Raw genomic sequence first — 15,218 nt, forward strand, 5'->3', positions numbered from 1 at the left:
GGGAAAAACAAATGCCAGACAAGGTCAATTGTGACAAAATGATAACAAATTTAAGAACGATTTTCGTACGATCTGCAATTTGCCCACCTCATTCTTGACGCTCCAAACCACCTAGGCTATTATAGGTAATGTCCTAGTTCGTAATACGTTTTGCCTTCTCCGGCAGAACACAAGATATGGCTCGCAAAGGGGGTAGAACAGTAGATGAGTAATCACGAACATCAAGAAACCGCACACCGTCCGGTAAAACGAAACGGAATGTCCCGGCGTCAATTTCTGTCGTATACGCTCGGAGGCGCAGGCGCATTCATGGGCGCAGGAATGATACTCCCGATGGTGCGGTTTGCGGTTGATCCGATTTTGCAGAAAAAAGAAACCGGTACCTTCGTTAAAGTAGTTGAAGCATCCAAAATAACCAATGAACCGCAGGAATTTAAATTCAAAATCCATCAGGTTGACGGCTGGTATATCAGTGACCCTGAATTGACCGCGTGGATTTCAAAAGATTCACAGGGTAAAATGTTTGCTTTGTCGCCAGTGTGTAAGCATCTGGGCTGTACGATCGGCTGGAACACGGAAAAAAACAATCAATATGTGTGTCCTTGCCATGGCGCCCACTATACACAGGAGGGCAAGAATCTCGTCGTTGCGCCAAAACCGCTTGATGAGTATGAATTGAAGGTTGAGAATGAATGGATCTATCTCGGCCCGGTTATGCCGAATACACGGTTCAAATAAGGAGGCGTAAGCTCAGATGTTAAAAGGTGTATACAACTGGATTGATGAACGTCTTGATATTACGCCGATGTGGAGGGACGTCGCCGACCATGAGGTGCCGGAGCACGTTAACCCTGCTCATCATTTCTCCGCATTCGTGTATTGCTTCGGCGGACTGACGTTTTTCATCACGGTTATCCAAATTTTGTCGGGTATGTTCCTCACGATGTATTTCGTGCCGGATATTATCAATGCATACAAAAGTGTTGACTATCTGCAGCATAAGGTCGCTTTTGGCGGTATTGTGCGGGGGATGCATCACTGGGGAGCGAGCCTTGTTATCGTTATGATGTTCCTGCATACGCTGCGGGTATTTTTTACAGGCTCATACAAGGCGCCTCGTGAAATGAACTGGGTTGTCGGCATGCTTATTTTCTTCATTATGCTGGGTCTCGGTTTCACAGGTTACCTGCTTCCTTGGGATAACAAAGCGTATTTTGCAACAAAGGTTGGTATCCAGATCGCTGAATCGGTACCTTACATAGGTACATATATTAAAGAACTGATGCAGGGCGGAGAAATTGTCGGTGCCGAAACGTTAACACGCTTTTTCGCCATCCATGTCTTTTTCTTACCAGGCGCATTGCTTGCGCTTCTCGCGGCTCACTTCTTTATGATCCGGAAGCAAGGTATTTCGGGACCACTATAAGTCGAAGGGAGGCAATTTGCGAATGGCACATGAAAAGAAAACTGGGGAAAAGGTCGTCTTCGTTGGCGATTCGCGTGTTCGACAGCGCGTTCGGACTCCGGCTGTACCACCTGACTATTCCGCCTATCCGGGGAAATCGGAAGCTTTCATTCCGAACTTCCTGCTTAAAGAATGGATGGTCGGGGTTGTTGTACTCGTGGGTTTCCTCGTCCTGACGATTGCGGAACCGGCACCGCTCGGTTATCCGGCAGATCCGACGAACGCGGCGTTTATTCCGATGCCGGACTGGTACTTCCTGTTCCTGTATCAATTTCTGAAGCTTCCTTACGTTTCCGGAGGGTATGTTGTACTGGGAACTGTAGGCGTACCTGGTGTCGCATTCGGGGCGCTGCTGCTTGCGCCGTTCCTCGATACCGGCAAAGAACGCCGTTTCTACAGACGTCCAATAACTTCGATCCTGATGATTTTATCGCTGATCTCGGTTTTTTATTTGACGAAAACATCCTGGGATCATTATCAGCATGAGCTGGCTCTGACCAATACGGTTCCTGAGCATATCGTTCGTGAAGAGAAGGCCCGCGAGGCTGCCTCCAAAGGCCAGGAGCCGGGACAGGCTGAACAGGAAGCGGCAAGCATTCCGCTGGTGGACGCAGATGATCCGGCAGTAGAAATTACGAAGAAAGCTCAATGTATTGCCTGCCATGGCGCAGATCTCAAAGGTAATGAAAGTTCCCAGGTACCATCGCTTCACGGCGTTGGCGACATACTGACCAAAGAAGAATTGGTTGATACGGTCACCAATGGTAAAGGCGGAGGAAAAATGCCTGCCTTCAAGGACACTTTGAGTGCGGAAGAGATCGATCAATTAACAACCTGGCTTGCGAAGCAGAAGAAACCTGAGTAATACAGCTTGGATGAAAAACCTGATCGGAAGACTCGATCAGGTTTTTTTTGTAAATTAATCCGACCTCACCAATGAAAGGGTGGCTTGCTTGTCTTCTCTCTCTTTTTTCTGGAGCAGATCGTTTTTGACCAACCGGGTCATGCTGTGGCTGCTGTTTGTCGTGAATGCGGCAGGAACGGTTTATGGCTATATATGGTACGGGAATCAAATCGAGTATACCATCGAGAATAATCCGCTCTGGCAGGTGGTTTTCGTGCCGGACAGTCCGACTGGAAGCCTGTTTTTTACGTTGGCGCTCTTATTCTTGCTTTTCCCCAAAGCAGGAAGTCCTTCTTCAGCTTATATCGGACTGCGCTCCATCATCGAGGCGCTTGCGGTTCTGACTTCATTTAAATATGGAATATGGGCGGTTACGATGATTGCTGCCGGAGCCGCACAAGGTGATGCGCTCGTGTGGCAGGACTATATGCTTGTTGTTTCTCATCTGGGGATGGCGCTCGAAGGTCTATTGTTCGTAAGATTTATGATTTTCGGACGAACTGCCGCTGTGATTGCGCTCATGTGGATGCTATTGAACGATATTCTGGATTACAGCAGTGATATCTTCCCTTGGCTGCCGAACGTGCTCGAAGATGATCTGGATGCGATTCGCAATTTCACAATCGGATTATCGATCCTGACTTTGCTGGTGACGAACCTGACGCTCAAATTTCGCAAGGTCTAAAATGGGACAGCCCTCCATAAAGTAATATTGGAGGGGATGAGCGTGAAATTATCGTTGTCAGGGTTAATAGTCGGCATCGCGGCGATGCTCATGGTTGTTGGATGCAGCGATAAAGGGCCAAACCAAGTCCAGCATGTACAAGCTATGACTGGACTTGCCGGAAGTCTTCCCGCCTCGCTGGAATCTCTGGAGATGCTCTCGGAGGCGTTCTACACGGCTGCGAATAATGGCAACCGGCAGCTTTCCTATACGCTGTTGAGCAGGATCCGGCAGGCCGCAAAATCTTCGGAGATTCGTCAGCTGGGCAGTCAGACTGGTTGGAAATCATGGGATCAAAGTGTGAACAAGGTCATGGAAGACCTGACATATAACCGGACCAGCCCGGAATGGATAAATGAGGCTGCGAGAATGAAGCTTGCTGTTGATGCGCTGATTAATCCAAAAGCTCCGCTTTGGCTGCAGTATGAGGATGTGCTGCAGGATGACCTGCGCCGGGTTCATCTCGCCTGGAAGTCGCAAGGCAACGATCATGCATTGGCAGCACTGCAGCAGCTTGAAACCTACAGCCGGCATATAGATAGTATCGAAATGGCTGCGCTGATGCAGCGGCCTGAATTATTGAATACGCATCTGCAGAGCAGTTTGGATTACATCCGGCATATGCTCGAAGCCAGCCGGCAGGGAAGCGGAAGCACTCCTGCTGTTTCGACAGCGCTTGCTTCGCTTGAAGAAGCGGCAAGCTCATTATTTGGCATCGATGAAGAGGAAGCAGCCATAAACCAGCATCTTCCGCTTATGCCTGACGATGTGGGAAGAGCTCCGGTTAGCGAGCAGCTGGCAGTGCTCTATATTTCTGCAATTGTGATGGGAATTCTGGCATTTGCCGGATGGCGCAGATATGCTTTTGAACAAAAACACGGTACCGCCATTCCAGCTAAAAAGCGGCGCTGACCAAACCATCCGGCAGCAGGGCTGTCACGGACACCTTCTAAGATAAGGTGCCCGTGACAGCCCTGTTTGCTTCATTTCTGCTGAAATCCTTCTCCGAGTACATCATGCACATCCGTTACAACGATAAATGCCAGCGGGTCCAGACTGTGTATGAGCGTTTTCAGCTGTCTTATCTCATGGCGGGCAACTACGCAGTAGACAACTTCCTTCTGATTCCCGGAAAATGCTCCTCTTGCCGGAAAAAGCGTCACTCCCCGATCCATTTCCTGCGTAATCAGTCTGGCCAGATGTTCACCATCCTCCGTGAAAATAGAGAAAGCTTTGGCTGCATAAGCCCCTTCCTGTATGAAATCAATCACCCGGGAACCGATAAAGACAGCAACCAGGGTATACAGTACCTTCTCCTTCGAGATATACAACAGGGAGGAGCCGATAATGGCCGCATCAAGAAATAAGATGATTTGTCCCATGCTCCAGCCCCTGTGCTTGGATGCAATCCGGGCAATGATATCGGCCCCGCCGGTTGTGGCGCCGAACCGGAATACAAGCCCGAGACCAAGTCCCAATGTTACTCCAGCGTAGAGCGCTGCAAGAATATAGTCGTTTGAAGTGCGGAAGGGGACGATCCAGCCGATGGCGATCAGCTTCTCGAGCAAAGCGAGAAAAAATGTCAGCGAGAGGGTCCCGAACAGGGAATAACCCAGCTGCGACCGTCCAAGGAAGCGCCAGCCTGCTGCAAATAAAGGAATGTTCAAAACCAGGGTTGAGACCGACAAGGGCCAGTTGAAGGCATAATGAAGCAGTATCGCTATCCCGGTAACTCCGCCCTCCATCAATTCGTTGGGAAGGATAAAATAGTGAAGTCCAAAGGCATAAATGGCGGTGCCCAGCATAATAACCGGCAGCGTCCGCAGCAGCGTTGACGTACGGAGGGTCATCGACTAAAGCTCCTTTCATATGTAATCATGCTTGCTTCACTAACCATATCGTATACTCTCCGCAAAGAGAAGGGGGTCCGCAGCTTCAATCCAAAGTTGTGTTAGAATGGCGGTCATCGAGCCTGTACTTGCTAGTATGGCTAATTTGGGAACAATCAAAAACGTTGTTTTCAATCCCGCTTTGCGATAACATATGGAGTGAACCATGAGGGGCGAAAGGAAAGATAGCGATGACGGAGAAATCACTTGCCGAAATGCAGCGCGAGGTTGACAGATACATTTCGCAATTCAAGGAAGGTTATTTCAGTCCACTCTCGATGCTGGCCCGAATGAGCGAGGAAGTAGGGGAGCTTGCCCGCGAGGTTAATCATCGCTTTGGGGAGAAACCGAAAAAAGCGGATGAAGCCGACAACTCCATTGAGATGGAGCTTGGCGACGTTTTATTTATAGTCATATGCTTTGCAAACTCGCTTGGCATCGACCTTGCGGAGGCGCATGACCGTGTGCTGAACAAGTTTAATACGCGCGATGCTGACAGGTGGACACGAAAAAACGTCGAACCGTAAACAGATTCCGGACATATGCTGTACCATCACTCTATGTACAGGAGGATGGGCGGATGGACGGAGCTGAAAGTATTAAAAAAGCATATGAAGCCATCCTCGGCGGTGACTTTGAGCTTGCGATCGCTCGCTTCGAAGAGGCGATTGCTCTGGAGCCAACCAATGCGGCGGCATACTACAGATGCTCGATAACCTGCGCACGAAGCGGCAAATGGCCCAAAGCGCTGCAATATGCCGAGGAAGCCGTCAAGCTTGCGCCGGAACTGGAAGAATATCGCTTCCATCTGCGCACGGTCCAGGCCAAGCAGCTTGTGAGCGACGCAGAGGAATTGCTTGCGCATACTCCTCAGGACACCGAATATGCCCTGAATATGCTGCTGGAGGCCTCGCGCCTCGATCCGCTTAATATGGAGGCGCTCCTGCTGCTGGGAGCCGCATATGTGTCACTCAATCGTTATGATGAAGCTCTCATATATGCGCGCGTGGCGCTGCGTCTTGATCCCGAGCATTCAGCCGCCAAGCGGCTGTTTGCAAATATAAAGCGGAACCGGCAGGCACTGACTCGAGAACAGCGAAGAAAACGAAAAAGGAACAGGTGATGCAGCTATGACGCAGTTAATCAAAGTAGCCGTAACAGGCGCAAGCGGCCGTATGGGCAGGGAAGTTGTAAAAATGGTGCTTGAGGATGAGCAGCTTGCGTTGGTCGCTGCCGTCGCACCGTCCGCAGGTCCGGTCGATGCCGGAACCCTCGTGGGACTTGGGCCTTGCGGGGTAGTGGTCTCGGCGGATCTGGATACGGCATTGAGAGAATCCGCTGCCGATGTGCTGGTTGATTTCACGGTGCCGCATGTGGCTTATCATAATACGCGCACTGCTATCGAGTACGGCGTACGGCCGATCATTGGGACGACGGGCTTCACGCCGGAACAAATTGAAGAGCTGGATGGGCAATGCCAAAGCCGGGGGATAGGGGGACTCATTGCCCCGAATTTTTCGATTGGCGCCATACTGATGATGAAATTTGCCGCGCAGGCGTCCAAATATCTGCCTCATGTCGAAATTATTGAATACCATGGGGACCAAAAGCTCGACGCTCCTTCAGGAACGGCGGTCAAAACAGCGGAGCTGATATCCGAGGTGCGCGAGGAGCTGCGCCAGGGCAACCCTCAGGAGAAAGAAACCATTGAGAGCTCGCGCGGCGGCTACTACAACGGGTTCCGCATACATAGCGTACGCCTGCCAGGCGTATTTGCACAGCAAGAGGTTATTTTTGGAGGGTTTGGCCAAACGCTCAAAATTCGTCATGATTCCTATGACAGAGCCGGTTATATGCCGGGCGTGAGTGTTGCGGTTAAGAAAGTCATGACCTATACGGGACTTATATATGGATTTGAGCACATTATGGATTAACAACAACCTTCTTTGGAATATCAGAAAGCTTAGGCTGTGCCTGTACAAATTCTGATATTACAGAGGGAAGAAACTTGCATCGCCCACCGCCGCCAAAGCTGGCGCAGAACCGTTGGTAGGATATATTGCTTGTCCACGGTCCTGCACAATAGGCGAGAGCCGTTTCTTCTTGAATCGCGAGAGGAGAACGTTCAGGATGAATATCGCGTTTATCGCACACGATAGAAAAAAAGAAGAAATGGTCAATTTCGTCATTGCCTATGAGTATGTATTTAAAGACCATACACTTTACTCCACCGGTACAACCGGAACACGCATTATGGAGCAGACGGGATTATCGATTCATCGTTTTATGTCCGGTCCGCTCGGCGGAGACCAGCAAATTGGGGCGATGGTCGCGCAAAATGAGATGGATTTGATTATTTTTCTGCGCGATCCTCTCATGGCTCAGCCGCATGAGCCCGATATTATCGCCCTGCTTCGCTTATGCGACGTTCAAGGAATTCCCGTGGCGACCAATATCGCGACAGGAGAATTGCTGGTTCACTCGCTAGAGCGGGGTGAATTCGGATGGCGCGAATTGGTTCACAAATATAAACCGGGAGACCCTATATAATGGAAACCGTAGATATTCTGGCCTTTGGCGCGCATCCGGACGATGTGGAGATCGGGATGGGCGGAACGCTTGCCAAGCACGCGCATGCGGGCATCAAGGTCGCCATCTGCGACCTGACCCAGGCGGAAATGTCCTCTAATGGCACCGTGGAAACAAGGCGGCAGGAAGCTACCGAGGCATCCGCGGTGCTTGGTCTATCCTCCCGCTCGTGTCTGGGAATTCCCGACCGGGGGATAACCGGCTCACAGGATCAGCTGGAAGCGGTTGTGACAGAAATCCGCCGGTTGCGGCCGCGAATTGTATTTGCCCCTTATTGGGTGGATCGTCATCCCGACCATACGGACTGCAGCAGGTTGGTGGAGGCGGCGGTATTCAATGCGAAGCTTCGCAATTACCTTCCGGAGCTGCCGCCCGTTCAGGTGGAGCAATTGTACTTTTATTATATTAATGACAGCAGTGAAGTTTCATTGATTGTGGATATCAGCGAGTTTCAGGAGCAGAAGCAGCAGGCGCTTCGCTGCTACCGTTCCCAATTCGCCCCTCCCGGAGAGGGAGAAGACCGGGTGAGCACACCGCTCACGGACCGCTATACACAGCGGGTGGAGGCGCGGGACTTGCTGCTCGGCCAGACACGCGGCTATGCTTACGCCGAGGGCTTTGCAATCAAGACCCCACATCGGGTCACCTTATTTTAATCCGAAGAAGTACTGCAGCCGTTTCTTATTCAAGGTCATATGGTTACATAGATTCAAACATCAGCGTACAGCGGGGGTGTCAAAGGTGGAAAGACGTTTGAAAATCGGAATTACCTGTTATCCGACATTGGGCGGATCCGGGGTTGTGGCAACGGAGCTTGGCAAATTGCTTGCTGAAAGAGGACATGAAATTCATTTCATTACGCATAGTGTCCCATTCCGGCTTGGCCATTTTCAGAAAAATATTTTTTATCATGAGGTTGAAGTCAACGATTATTATGTTTTCCGTTATCCGCCTTATGATTTGTCCCTGGCCAGCAAAATGGCTCAAGTAGCCAAAATGCAAAATCTGGATCTGCTCCATGTCCATTATGCCGTTCCCCATGCCATTTGCGCTTATTTGGCCAAAGAAATGGTGGGAGAAGGTCTAAAGACCGTTACAACGCTTCACGGCACCGATATTACCGTGCTTGCACAGGATGAATCGCTGAAGGATTTGATCCGCCTGGCTATTAATAAAAGCGATGCCGTCACTGCGGTCTCCAATGATCTTATTCAGGAGACCCGTGATCTGCTGGATATAAATAAACCGATTGATCTGACCTATAATTTTGTCGACAAACGGGTGTATTACCCTCGGGAATGTTCTTCGCTGCGCAGTGATTTTGTCGGCAAGAACGAAAAAATTCTCATGCATATATCCAATTTCCGGCCGGTGAAAAGGGTTAGTGATGTGGTGGATATATTTGCAAAGGTATCGGAGCATGTACCCAGCCGTCTGCTGCTGGTGGGAGAAGGACCGGATCTGCCCAAGGTCCAGCATAAAATCCGTAGTCTTGGGCTCGAGAACAAGGTCCATTTTCTTGGCAAGCAGGATGATGTGGCGCATGTGATTTCCATTGCCGATATTATGCTGCTGCCTTCGGAGAAAGAAAGCTTCGGTCTTGTCGCGCTTGAAGCCATGGCGTGCGGTGTGCCAACGATCGGTTCATTTGCAGGGGGAATACCTGAGCTTGTTACACACGGAGAAACCGGTTTTCTCTCCCCGATCGGGGATACGGAAGATATGGCGCACCATGCCATTATGCTGCTGCAGGATGAAACCATGTACCAGCAGTTCCGCGAAGCATGCCTCCATAGAGCGCGCACCCAATTCTGCAATGATCTGATCACGGCGGAATATGAGCGGATCTATTACCGGGTGCTTGGCATTGAAGCCGAAATTCCGGTTCCGGTGTGCGATTAATTGTGAGGAGCATATGGAACGAGTCCCTTACTGCTGCGCTCCCTGTTCTGCAAACCTTGGAATCCCATGGATTTGAAGCTGTATTTGTCGGCGGCTGCGTACGCGACTCGTTGCTTGGGCGTCCCTTGAAGGATGTTGACATCGCCACGGCAGCAACGCCGGATCAGGTTATGGAGCTGTTTGGCAGGACGATCCCTACCGGGCTTCAACATGGAACGGTCTCCGTGATCCTGAACGATGAGTTGTATGAAGTGACAACCTTCCGGACAGAATCGGATTATGAGGGCTTTCGCAGACCTGCCTCCGTGCAGTTCGTCAGCGAGCTGGAAGCGGATTTGCAGAGGCGTGATTTTACAATCAATGCCATGGCTTTGCGTTCAAATGGAGAACTTGTGGATCCTATGAACGGCATGGAAGATATCAGACGCGGTGTTCTGCGCTGTGTCGGCGATCCCGATACAAGATTTCAGGAGGATGCGCTGCGAATGATTCGTGCGGTAAGATTTGCTGCAGAATTCAAGCTGCGGATTGCTTTGGGAACCTGGCGGGCAATGAAAAGGCACCGTGGATTGCTGGTCCATATTGCAATGGAGCGGATTGGCGCAGAATGCGACAAAATGGTTGGCGGTGCGCATCCGGACAGGGCAGGGGCTTGGCTGATATCAAGCGGCCTGATGGATTATACAAAAGCTCCTTTGCCTGCTGCTATGAAGGATCGACGATGGACTAGAACGCCCGGAGAAATCTTCGCTGATCTTCCACAAATCGTAGACCTTGATGACCGCTGGGCAGCTGTTTGCATATCAATGGCTTTGTCCAGGCAGGACGCGCTGCAGTTGTTCCAGGCCTTCCGATTCTCTGTCAAACGAACGGCGCATTTGTCGTCCGTTATTGCTGTTCAGGCTTCGATGATTGAAGCAATTGAAGCCTGCCTGCTGCGGGAGGACATAAAGCGGGACGAGCTGGACCGCAAGTGGAAGCTGTTGATTCTGCAGCAGGGCAAGCCTGCATGCAGCGCATGGCTGCGGATTTCAGGAATGCTTCCTATGCTCATAGCAGGAGGAATTGATGGCTCTGAGAAGCGGAATTCTGATACAGCTGATCATTCCGGCAGGACGTTGACAGCCCAAAATGAAGCTCTGCTTGTTCATTTGGCCCATGAACTCTCTGCTATGCCGGCAGCTGTGCTGTCTGAGCTTGCTGTGGACGGTTCGGAAGTTCTTCAGCGGCTCCGGAAGCCTGCCGGGCCCTGGCTGGGACTGCTGTTAAACAGGCTTCTCCAGGCTGCGGCTTTCGCAGAAGTGGCCAACGAAAAGGAACAGCTGCTGCAATATGCGGAGCGACTATACAGGTTTAATTCACCGGAAGGCTGATCAAACGCCGGCAAGGAGCAGTTATGGATAATCGGATTATTGAGCTATTGGAGCAGCAGGAAGGCCGTTATTTATCCGGCGAAGTGTTGAGCCAGGATTTGAATATAAGCCGCACAGCGGTATGGAAGCATATCAAAAAGCTGGAAGCGATGGGTTATCAGATCGAAGCTTCGCGCAGACTGGGGTACCGGTTGCTCGGCAAACCTTCGAAGCTGACGATGCCTGAACTTCTGGACAAGCTGCGGGATACCTCTTTCGTCCCCTCCATCAAGCTGCTGGATTCAGTGGATTCCACGCAAAATGTTGCACAGCGGCTGGCTGAGGAGGGCGCGCCTGAAGGGACGCTGGTTATTGCAGAGCAGCAAACCAGCGGCCGCGGCCGGATGGGACGCAATTGGGTGTCGCCTTCAGGCAAGGGAGTCTGGATGAGCATGGTGCTGCGTCCAGGCATCCCGCTGCAGTTTGCGCCGCAGCTCACACTGCTTGCAGCGGTGGCGCTCTGCCGCGCGCTCAAGTCCATCGCACCGCTGGATATCGGCATCAAGTGGCCCAATGATCTGCTTATTGGAGGCAAGAAAATCAGCGGCATTTTGCTGGAGTCAACAGCGGAGGATGAACGGCTGCGCTATGTGGTGGCTGGAATCGGGATCAGCGTGAATCTGGAGGAAGCGGATTATCCGCAGGAGCTGCTGGAGATTGCTACCTCCCTGCGGATTGTACTCGGCCGGCCAGTAGAGAGATCAGAGGTTATCGCCGCATTCATTGTGCAATTCGAGCAGATCTACACGGTCTACCAGAAGGAGGGCTTCACGCCGATACGCACTTTGTGGGAAGCGCTCGCCATTACCCTTCATAAGCCGGCCAGATTGACCACGCCCTCAGGCGTTGTCGAAGGAATGCCGATTGGTCTTGACGACCGCGGGGCGCTGCTTGTGCAGTGCAGCGATGGTTCGGTAGTTCCCGTATTCTCGGCAGATATAGGCTTCCCGTCCGCGAACCGTTGATGGACGGGAAGACGTTTATTTGCTATACTCAAGGTATTCATCAAAGCTTGATTTCAGGGCGGTATCATTCTTGAAAAGAACCGCACCGATGGAATCAACTCATGGCAATCATAGTGGTTGTTTGATGTCTTTTGCATGGCAGTGCGTACTCTGCTCTGAGCCGTTAGGGACCGAGACAGAAGGAAGCCGCTTGTGGCAATCAAGACGTTCCTTTTTGGATGGGGACCTTTTTAGCGGCAGCTGAAAGGTTTTTTTGCGTTTATAAGCATACTACCAAGAAGGAGGAAGAAAGCTCATGAAACAACCGTTGACTATTACGAAGTTGAAAAAAATGAAGCAAAGCGGCGAGCCAATTTCAGTGCTGACTGCCTATGATTATCCATCCGCCAAGCTGGCCGAGGAAGCCGGCATCGACGTTATTCTCGTCGGCGATTCCCTGGGCAACGTTGTACTTGGCTACGATACGACAATACCTGTAACACTGGATGATATGGTGTACCATTCCAGGGCGGTGGCCCGCGGTGCGCAGAATACCTTTATTGTAACGGATCTTCCGTTCATGACTTATCGGCTGGGCAGCGAGACGACGCTGCGCAATGCGGCCAGACTGCTGCAGGAAGGCTATGCGCACGCCATCAAGATGGAAGGCGGCGCTGACATCGCCGAGGAGGTTGCCGCCTGCGTACGGGCCGGCATACCGGTTATGGGCCATATCGGTTTGACGCCGCAATCGGTCCATCAGCTCGGAGGCTACAAGGTTCAGGGCAAGCTTCCGAAGGAAGCCCAGCAGCTGATCGATGATGCCAAGGCACTTGAAGCAGCAGGCGCGTTTGCTATTGTGCTGGAGCTTGTAACCGAGCAACTGGCGGAAGCCATCTCGGAAGCTCTGACCATTCCGACCATTGGAATCGGCGCCGGGCGCGGCTGTGACGGGCAGGTGTTGGTCTACCATGATATTCTGCAGTATGCCTCACCCTACAGGGAGAAACGCTTTGTCAAAACTTACGCGGATTTGGGTACGACTGTGCGCAATGCGATCGGAGCGTATGTTGCGGATGTGAAATCCAGGGCGTTCCCCCAGCAGGAGCATGTTTTTTTATCGGAGCAGGAGCCGCTTAAGCACTTATACGGAAGCAATTCGTCCAATTCGGAATCAACCGGGAAGAAGGAGACGAAGGAGACGAAGGTCCCATGATCGTATCCACAACCCTGAATGAACTAAATCAGCAGCTCAAGCAGCGAAGACGCCAGTTTCCTGATGAAAAGATCGGACTTGTGCCCACGATGGGCTTTCTTCATGACGGACATGCAAGCCTGATGAAACGGGCCAAAGAGGAATGCGGCTATGTCGTCTTATCCGTCTTCGTTAATCCGCTCCAGTTCGGTCCAAATGAGGATTTCGACCGTTACCCCCGCGACCGGGAACGGGATACTGCGATTGCGGAAAACAACGGAATTGATTTATTGTTTATGCCAAGTTTGGAAGAGATGTATCCGAAGAAACCGCTGACCAAGGTTTTGATCAGCGAGGTAACGGAGCGGCTGTGCGGCGCCTCAAGGCCGGGCCATTTTGACGGAGTGGGAACCGTGGTCAGCAAGCTGTTCAATTTGATAAGCCCGGATCGGGCATACTTTGGAATGAAGGATGCGCAGCAGGTGGCGGTTGTGGAGCGGATGGTATTCGACCTGAACATTCCCGTGGAGATTGTCCGCTGCCAAACGCTGCGCGAATCCGACGGGCTGGCCATGAGCTCGCGCAATGTGTTTCTGAATGAGGAGGAGCGTGCCCAGGCTGTCATTTTGTTCAAGGCGCTGGAGCAGGCAGAGGGCTGGATAGCTGAGCCCGGCATGACGGCTCCCGGGCTTAAGAAGCGCCTAAGCGCTTTTATCGGGCAGGCGCCGCTTGCCGAAATCGACTACGCCGAGCTGTTGGAATATCCTGATTTGAGCGAGCCGGGTGCGGATATGGAGCTCAAAAATTATCCCCATGCGCTTATTATTGCGCTGGCTGTCAAATTCGGGAAAACCCGGCTGATTGACAATCGTATCGTGGAACCGTATGGAGGTGCTTAAAACAATGTTCAGGACAATGATGAAATCAAAAATACACCGGGCAACCGTCACGGAAGCTAATCTGCATTATGTAGGCAGCATCACCATTGATGAAGATTTGATGAAGCTGTCCGATATCTGGGCCAATGAAAAGGTGCAGATCGTCAATAATAATAACGGCGCCCGTCTGGAAACGTATGTGATTCCCGGGCCGCGCGGCTCCGGTGTGATCTGTTTGAACGGAGCAGCGGCAAGACTTGTGCATCCCGGAGATAATGTGATCATTATCTGTTATGCTATGATGAGTGAAGAAGAAGCAAAAACCTACAAACCTAAAGTCGTCATCGTCGATGAGGCCAACCGCCCTGTGCAGACCATGACGGAAGAAATTCACGCCACAATTTTGTAAGCTGTCCAATCCTCGCCGCATGCAATGCCAAGCCTGTGTAACCTCTGGGATGGGGTATGAAAACAGGGGCCGGGGCAAAGAATGAGCATAACAAATTCACGATATCAAGTGAAGGTGGGATGCAGGCGATGATTAAACAGGTGTTTGGAACGCTGCATGAAACGTTGGACGAAATTATGATTCATTATCCTCATGCAAATGCCGAGCAAAAAAAACAATTGGATGAAAAGCTTGCTTTCCTGAAGGAATTCAGCGACTGCTTCATTGAGCATTGGCTGCAGTTTGAAGAGAAAATGGCTGATTTCCGCGAGCTGCAGTCCGCTCAGCTTCAAGCTCCGGCTATGACGGCTGCCACAGCGCCTTCAGAGGAGCTTGCAAGCCTTCAGGAAGCCGAGAAGTACCTTCAGCTGCAGCAGCATCCGTTTGCTCCTTCTGAAGCGGTTGTGTGTCCTGCTGCACAGGATGCGGCCGGAGAGAATGGCGAGACAGCGTCTGAGCAGGCGATGACCAGGGGCGAAGGATACTTTAAACTGTTTATGTTCAAAGAAGCTGCCGAGCATTTTACGGAAGCCCTGCATTATTCACCCGAGCATAATGAGGCAAAGCTTTTTCTGGGAATGTCCTTTATGCATCTTCAGGAATGGCACGAGGCCCAGCGGCATTTTCAACTGCTTGTTGAAATAACGGATAATCCCAAATGGCGGGCTCTCGGGCTCAATGCGCTGGGATGCATACAGGCTGTCAGGATGAATTTGGAGCAGGCTGAGCGTTATTTTGTAAAAGCGCATGAATCCGATCCCGAATTTCCCGATCCCATCTCCAATATCAAGTCCTGCCAGCAGCATTCGGCCGGCCACTTGTCGTTATATTTCGGGAGCGGGCAGCTTTAGTTTTTGCGAAAGGACGT

At 51.4% G+C, this 15,218-nt stretch carries 18 protein-coding genes; 17 read left to right on the forward strand and 1 reads right to left on the reverse strand.

Annotated elements, in window-relative coordinates:
• The first annotated feature begins 204 nt into the window (after positions 1-204).
• From AC0YOA_RS10735 to AC0YOA_RS10755, 5 genes are all read left to right on the forward strand, one after another.
• Entirely contained in the window at positions 205-738 is a 534-nt protein-coding gene (locus AC0YOA_RS10735) for a Rieske (2Fe-2S) protein (RefSeq protein ID WP_210041377.1), read from the forward strand.
• A gap of 16 nt (positions 739-754) precedes the next feature.
• The gene (gene qcrB, locus AC0YOA_RS10740) at positions 755-1,426 is read left to right on the forward strand and encodes a menaquinol-cytochrome c reductase cytochrome b subunit (protein ID WP_090976689.1); all 672 of its coding nucleotides are present in this window, start codon (positions 755-757) and stop codon (positions 1,424-1,426) included.
• 22 nt (positions 1,427-1,448) lie between these two features.
• Positions 1,449-2,330, forward strand: coding sequence for a c-type cytochrome (locus AC0YOA_RS10745; RefSeq protein ID WP_475786529.1), 882 nt, complete (start codon positions 1,449-1,451; stop codon positions 2,328-2,330).
• Positions 2,331-2,469: 139 nt separating this feature from the next.
• Positions 2,470-3,054 carry a DUF1405 domain-containing protein gene (locus AC0YOA_RS10750; protein ID WP_475786651.1) on the forward strand — a complete coding sequence of 195 codons (585 nt, stop codon included), beginning with the start codon at positions 2,470-2,472 and terminating at the stop codon, positions 3,052-3,054.
• A 42-nt stretch (positions 3,055-3,096) separates the two neighbouring features.
• Positions 3,097-4,005 carry a sporulation protein YpjB gene (locus AC0YOA_RS10755; RefSeq protein WP_475786530.1) on the forward strand — a complete coding sequence of 303 codons (909 nt, stop codon included), beginning with the start codon at positions 3,097-3,099 and terminating at the stop codon, positions 4,003-4,005.
• A gap of 71 nt (positions 4,006-4,076) precedes the next feature.
• Here AC0YOA_RS10755 and AC0YOA_RS10760 read toward each other — a convergent pair whose 3' ends face one another.
• Positions 4,077-4,943, reverse strand: a complete 867-nt coding sequence (locus AC0YOA_RS10760) for a YitT family protein (RefSeq protein ID WP_210041370.1) — start codon at positions 4,941-4,943, stop codon at positions 4,077-4,079.
• 230 nt (positions 4,944-5,173) lie between these two features.
• Here AC0YOA_RS10760 and AC0YOA_RS10765 point away from each other — a divergent pair, with 230 nt between their 5' ends.
• The 12 genes from AC0YOA_RS10765 to AC0YOA_RS10820 all read left to right on the forward strand — a co-directional run bounded on the left by AC0YOA_RS10765 (position 5,174) and on the right by AC0YOA_RS10820 (position 15,201).
• The gene (locus tag AC0YOA_RS10765; RefSeq protein ID WP_475768406.1) at positions 5,174-5,509 is read left to right on the forward strand and encodes a nucleotide pyrophosphohydrolase; all 336 of its coding nucleotides are present in this window, start codon (positions 5,174-5,176) and stop codon (positions 5,507-5,509) included.
• Between the two features lie 53 nt (positions 5,510-5,562).
• Entirely contained in the window at positions 5,563-6,105 is a 543-nt protein-coding gene (locus tag AC0YOA_RS10770) for a tetratricopeptide repeat protein (protein ID WP_475786531.1), read from the forward strand.
• 7 nt (positions 6,106-6,112) lie between these two features.
• Positions 6,113-6,916, forward strand: a complete 804-nt coding sequence (gene dapB, locus AC0YOA_RS10775; protein WP_475786532.1) for a 4-hydroxy-tetrahydrodipicolinate reductase — start codon at positions 6,113-6,115, stop codon at positions 6,914-6,916.
• Between the two features lie 196 nt (positions 6,917-7,112).
• Positions 7,113-7,532, forward strand: a complete 420-nt coding sequence (locus AC0YOA_RS10780; RefSeq protein ID WP_210041363.1) for a methylglyoxal synthase — start codon at positions 7,113-7,115, stop codon at positions 7,530-7,532.
• Complete coding sequence (gene bshB1 / locus AC0YOA_RS10785) at positions 7,532-8,227, forward strand: bacillithiol biosynthesis deacetylase BshB1 (protein ID WP_475786533.1); 696 nt, start codon at positions 7,532-7,534, stop codon at positions 8,225-8,227. The genes AC0YOA_RS10780 and bshB1 overlap by 1 nt, the downstream gene beginning before the upstream one ends.
• Before the next feature lie 85 nt (positions 8,228-8,312).
• A complete protein-coding gene (gene bshA / locus AC0YOA_RS10790; RefSeq protein ID WP_475786534.1) occupies positions 8,313-9,473 on the forward strand; it encodes an N-acetyl-alpha-D-glucosaminyl L-malate synthase BshA in 1,161 nt (386 codons plus the stop codon).
• Between the two features lie 2 nt (positions 9,474-9,475).
• Positions 9,476-10,846 (forward strand): CCA tRNA nucleotidyltransferase, encoded by a 1,371-nt coding sequence (locus AC0YOA_RS10795; protein ID WP_475786535.1) that lies wholly within the window; start codon positions 9,476-9,478, stop codon positions 10,844-10,846.
• A 23-nt stretch (positions 10,847-10,869) separates the two neighbouring features.
• Positions 10,870-11,850 carry a biotin--[acetyl-CoA-carboxylase] ligase gene (locus AC0YOA_RS10800; protein WP_475786536.1) on the forward strand — a complete coding sequence of 327 codons (981 nt, stop codon included), beginning with the start codon at positions 10,870-10,872 and terminating at the stop codon, positions 11,848-11,850.
• 295 nt (positions 11,851-12,145) lie between these two features.
• Complete coding sequence (gene panB / locus AC0YOA_RS10805; RefSeq protein WP_475786537.1) at positions 12,146-13,045, forward strand: 3-methyl-2-oxobutanoate hydroxymethyltransferase; 900 nt, start codon at positions 12,146-12,148, stop codon at positions 13,043-13,045.
• Positions 13,042-13,923 carry a pantoate--beta-alanine ligase gene (panC, locus tag AC0YOA_RS10810; protein ID WP_475786538.1) on the forward strand — a complete coding sequence of 294 codons (882 nt, stop codon included), beginning with the start codon at positions 13,042-13,044 and terminating at the stop codon, positions 13,921-13,923. Before panB ends, panC begins: the two co-directional genes overlap by 4 nt.
• 4 nt (positions 13,924-13,927) lie before the next feature.
• The gene (gene panD, locus AC0YOA_RS10815) at positions 13,928-14,311 is read left to right on the forward strand and encodes an aspartate 1-decarboxylase (RefSeq protein ID WP_475786539.1); all 384 of its coding nucleotides are present in this window, start codon (positions 13,928-13,930) and stop codon (positions 14,309-14,311) included.
• Between the two features lie 128 nt (positions 14,312-14,439).
• Complete coding sequence (locus tag AC0YOA_RS10820) at positions 14,440-15,201, forward strand: tetratricopeptide repeat protein (RefSeq protein ID WP_475786540.1); 762 nt, start codon at positions 14,440-14,442, stop codon at positions 15,199-15,201.
• Positions 15,202-15,218: the final 17 nt, after the last annotated feature.

This window comes from Paenibacillus sp. JT22N12, from assembly GCF_056269365.1.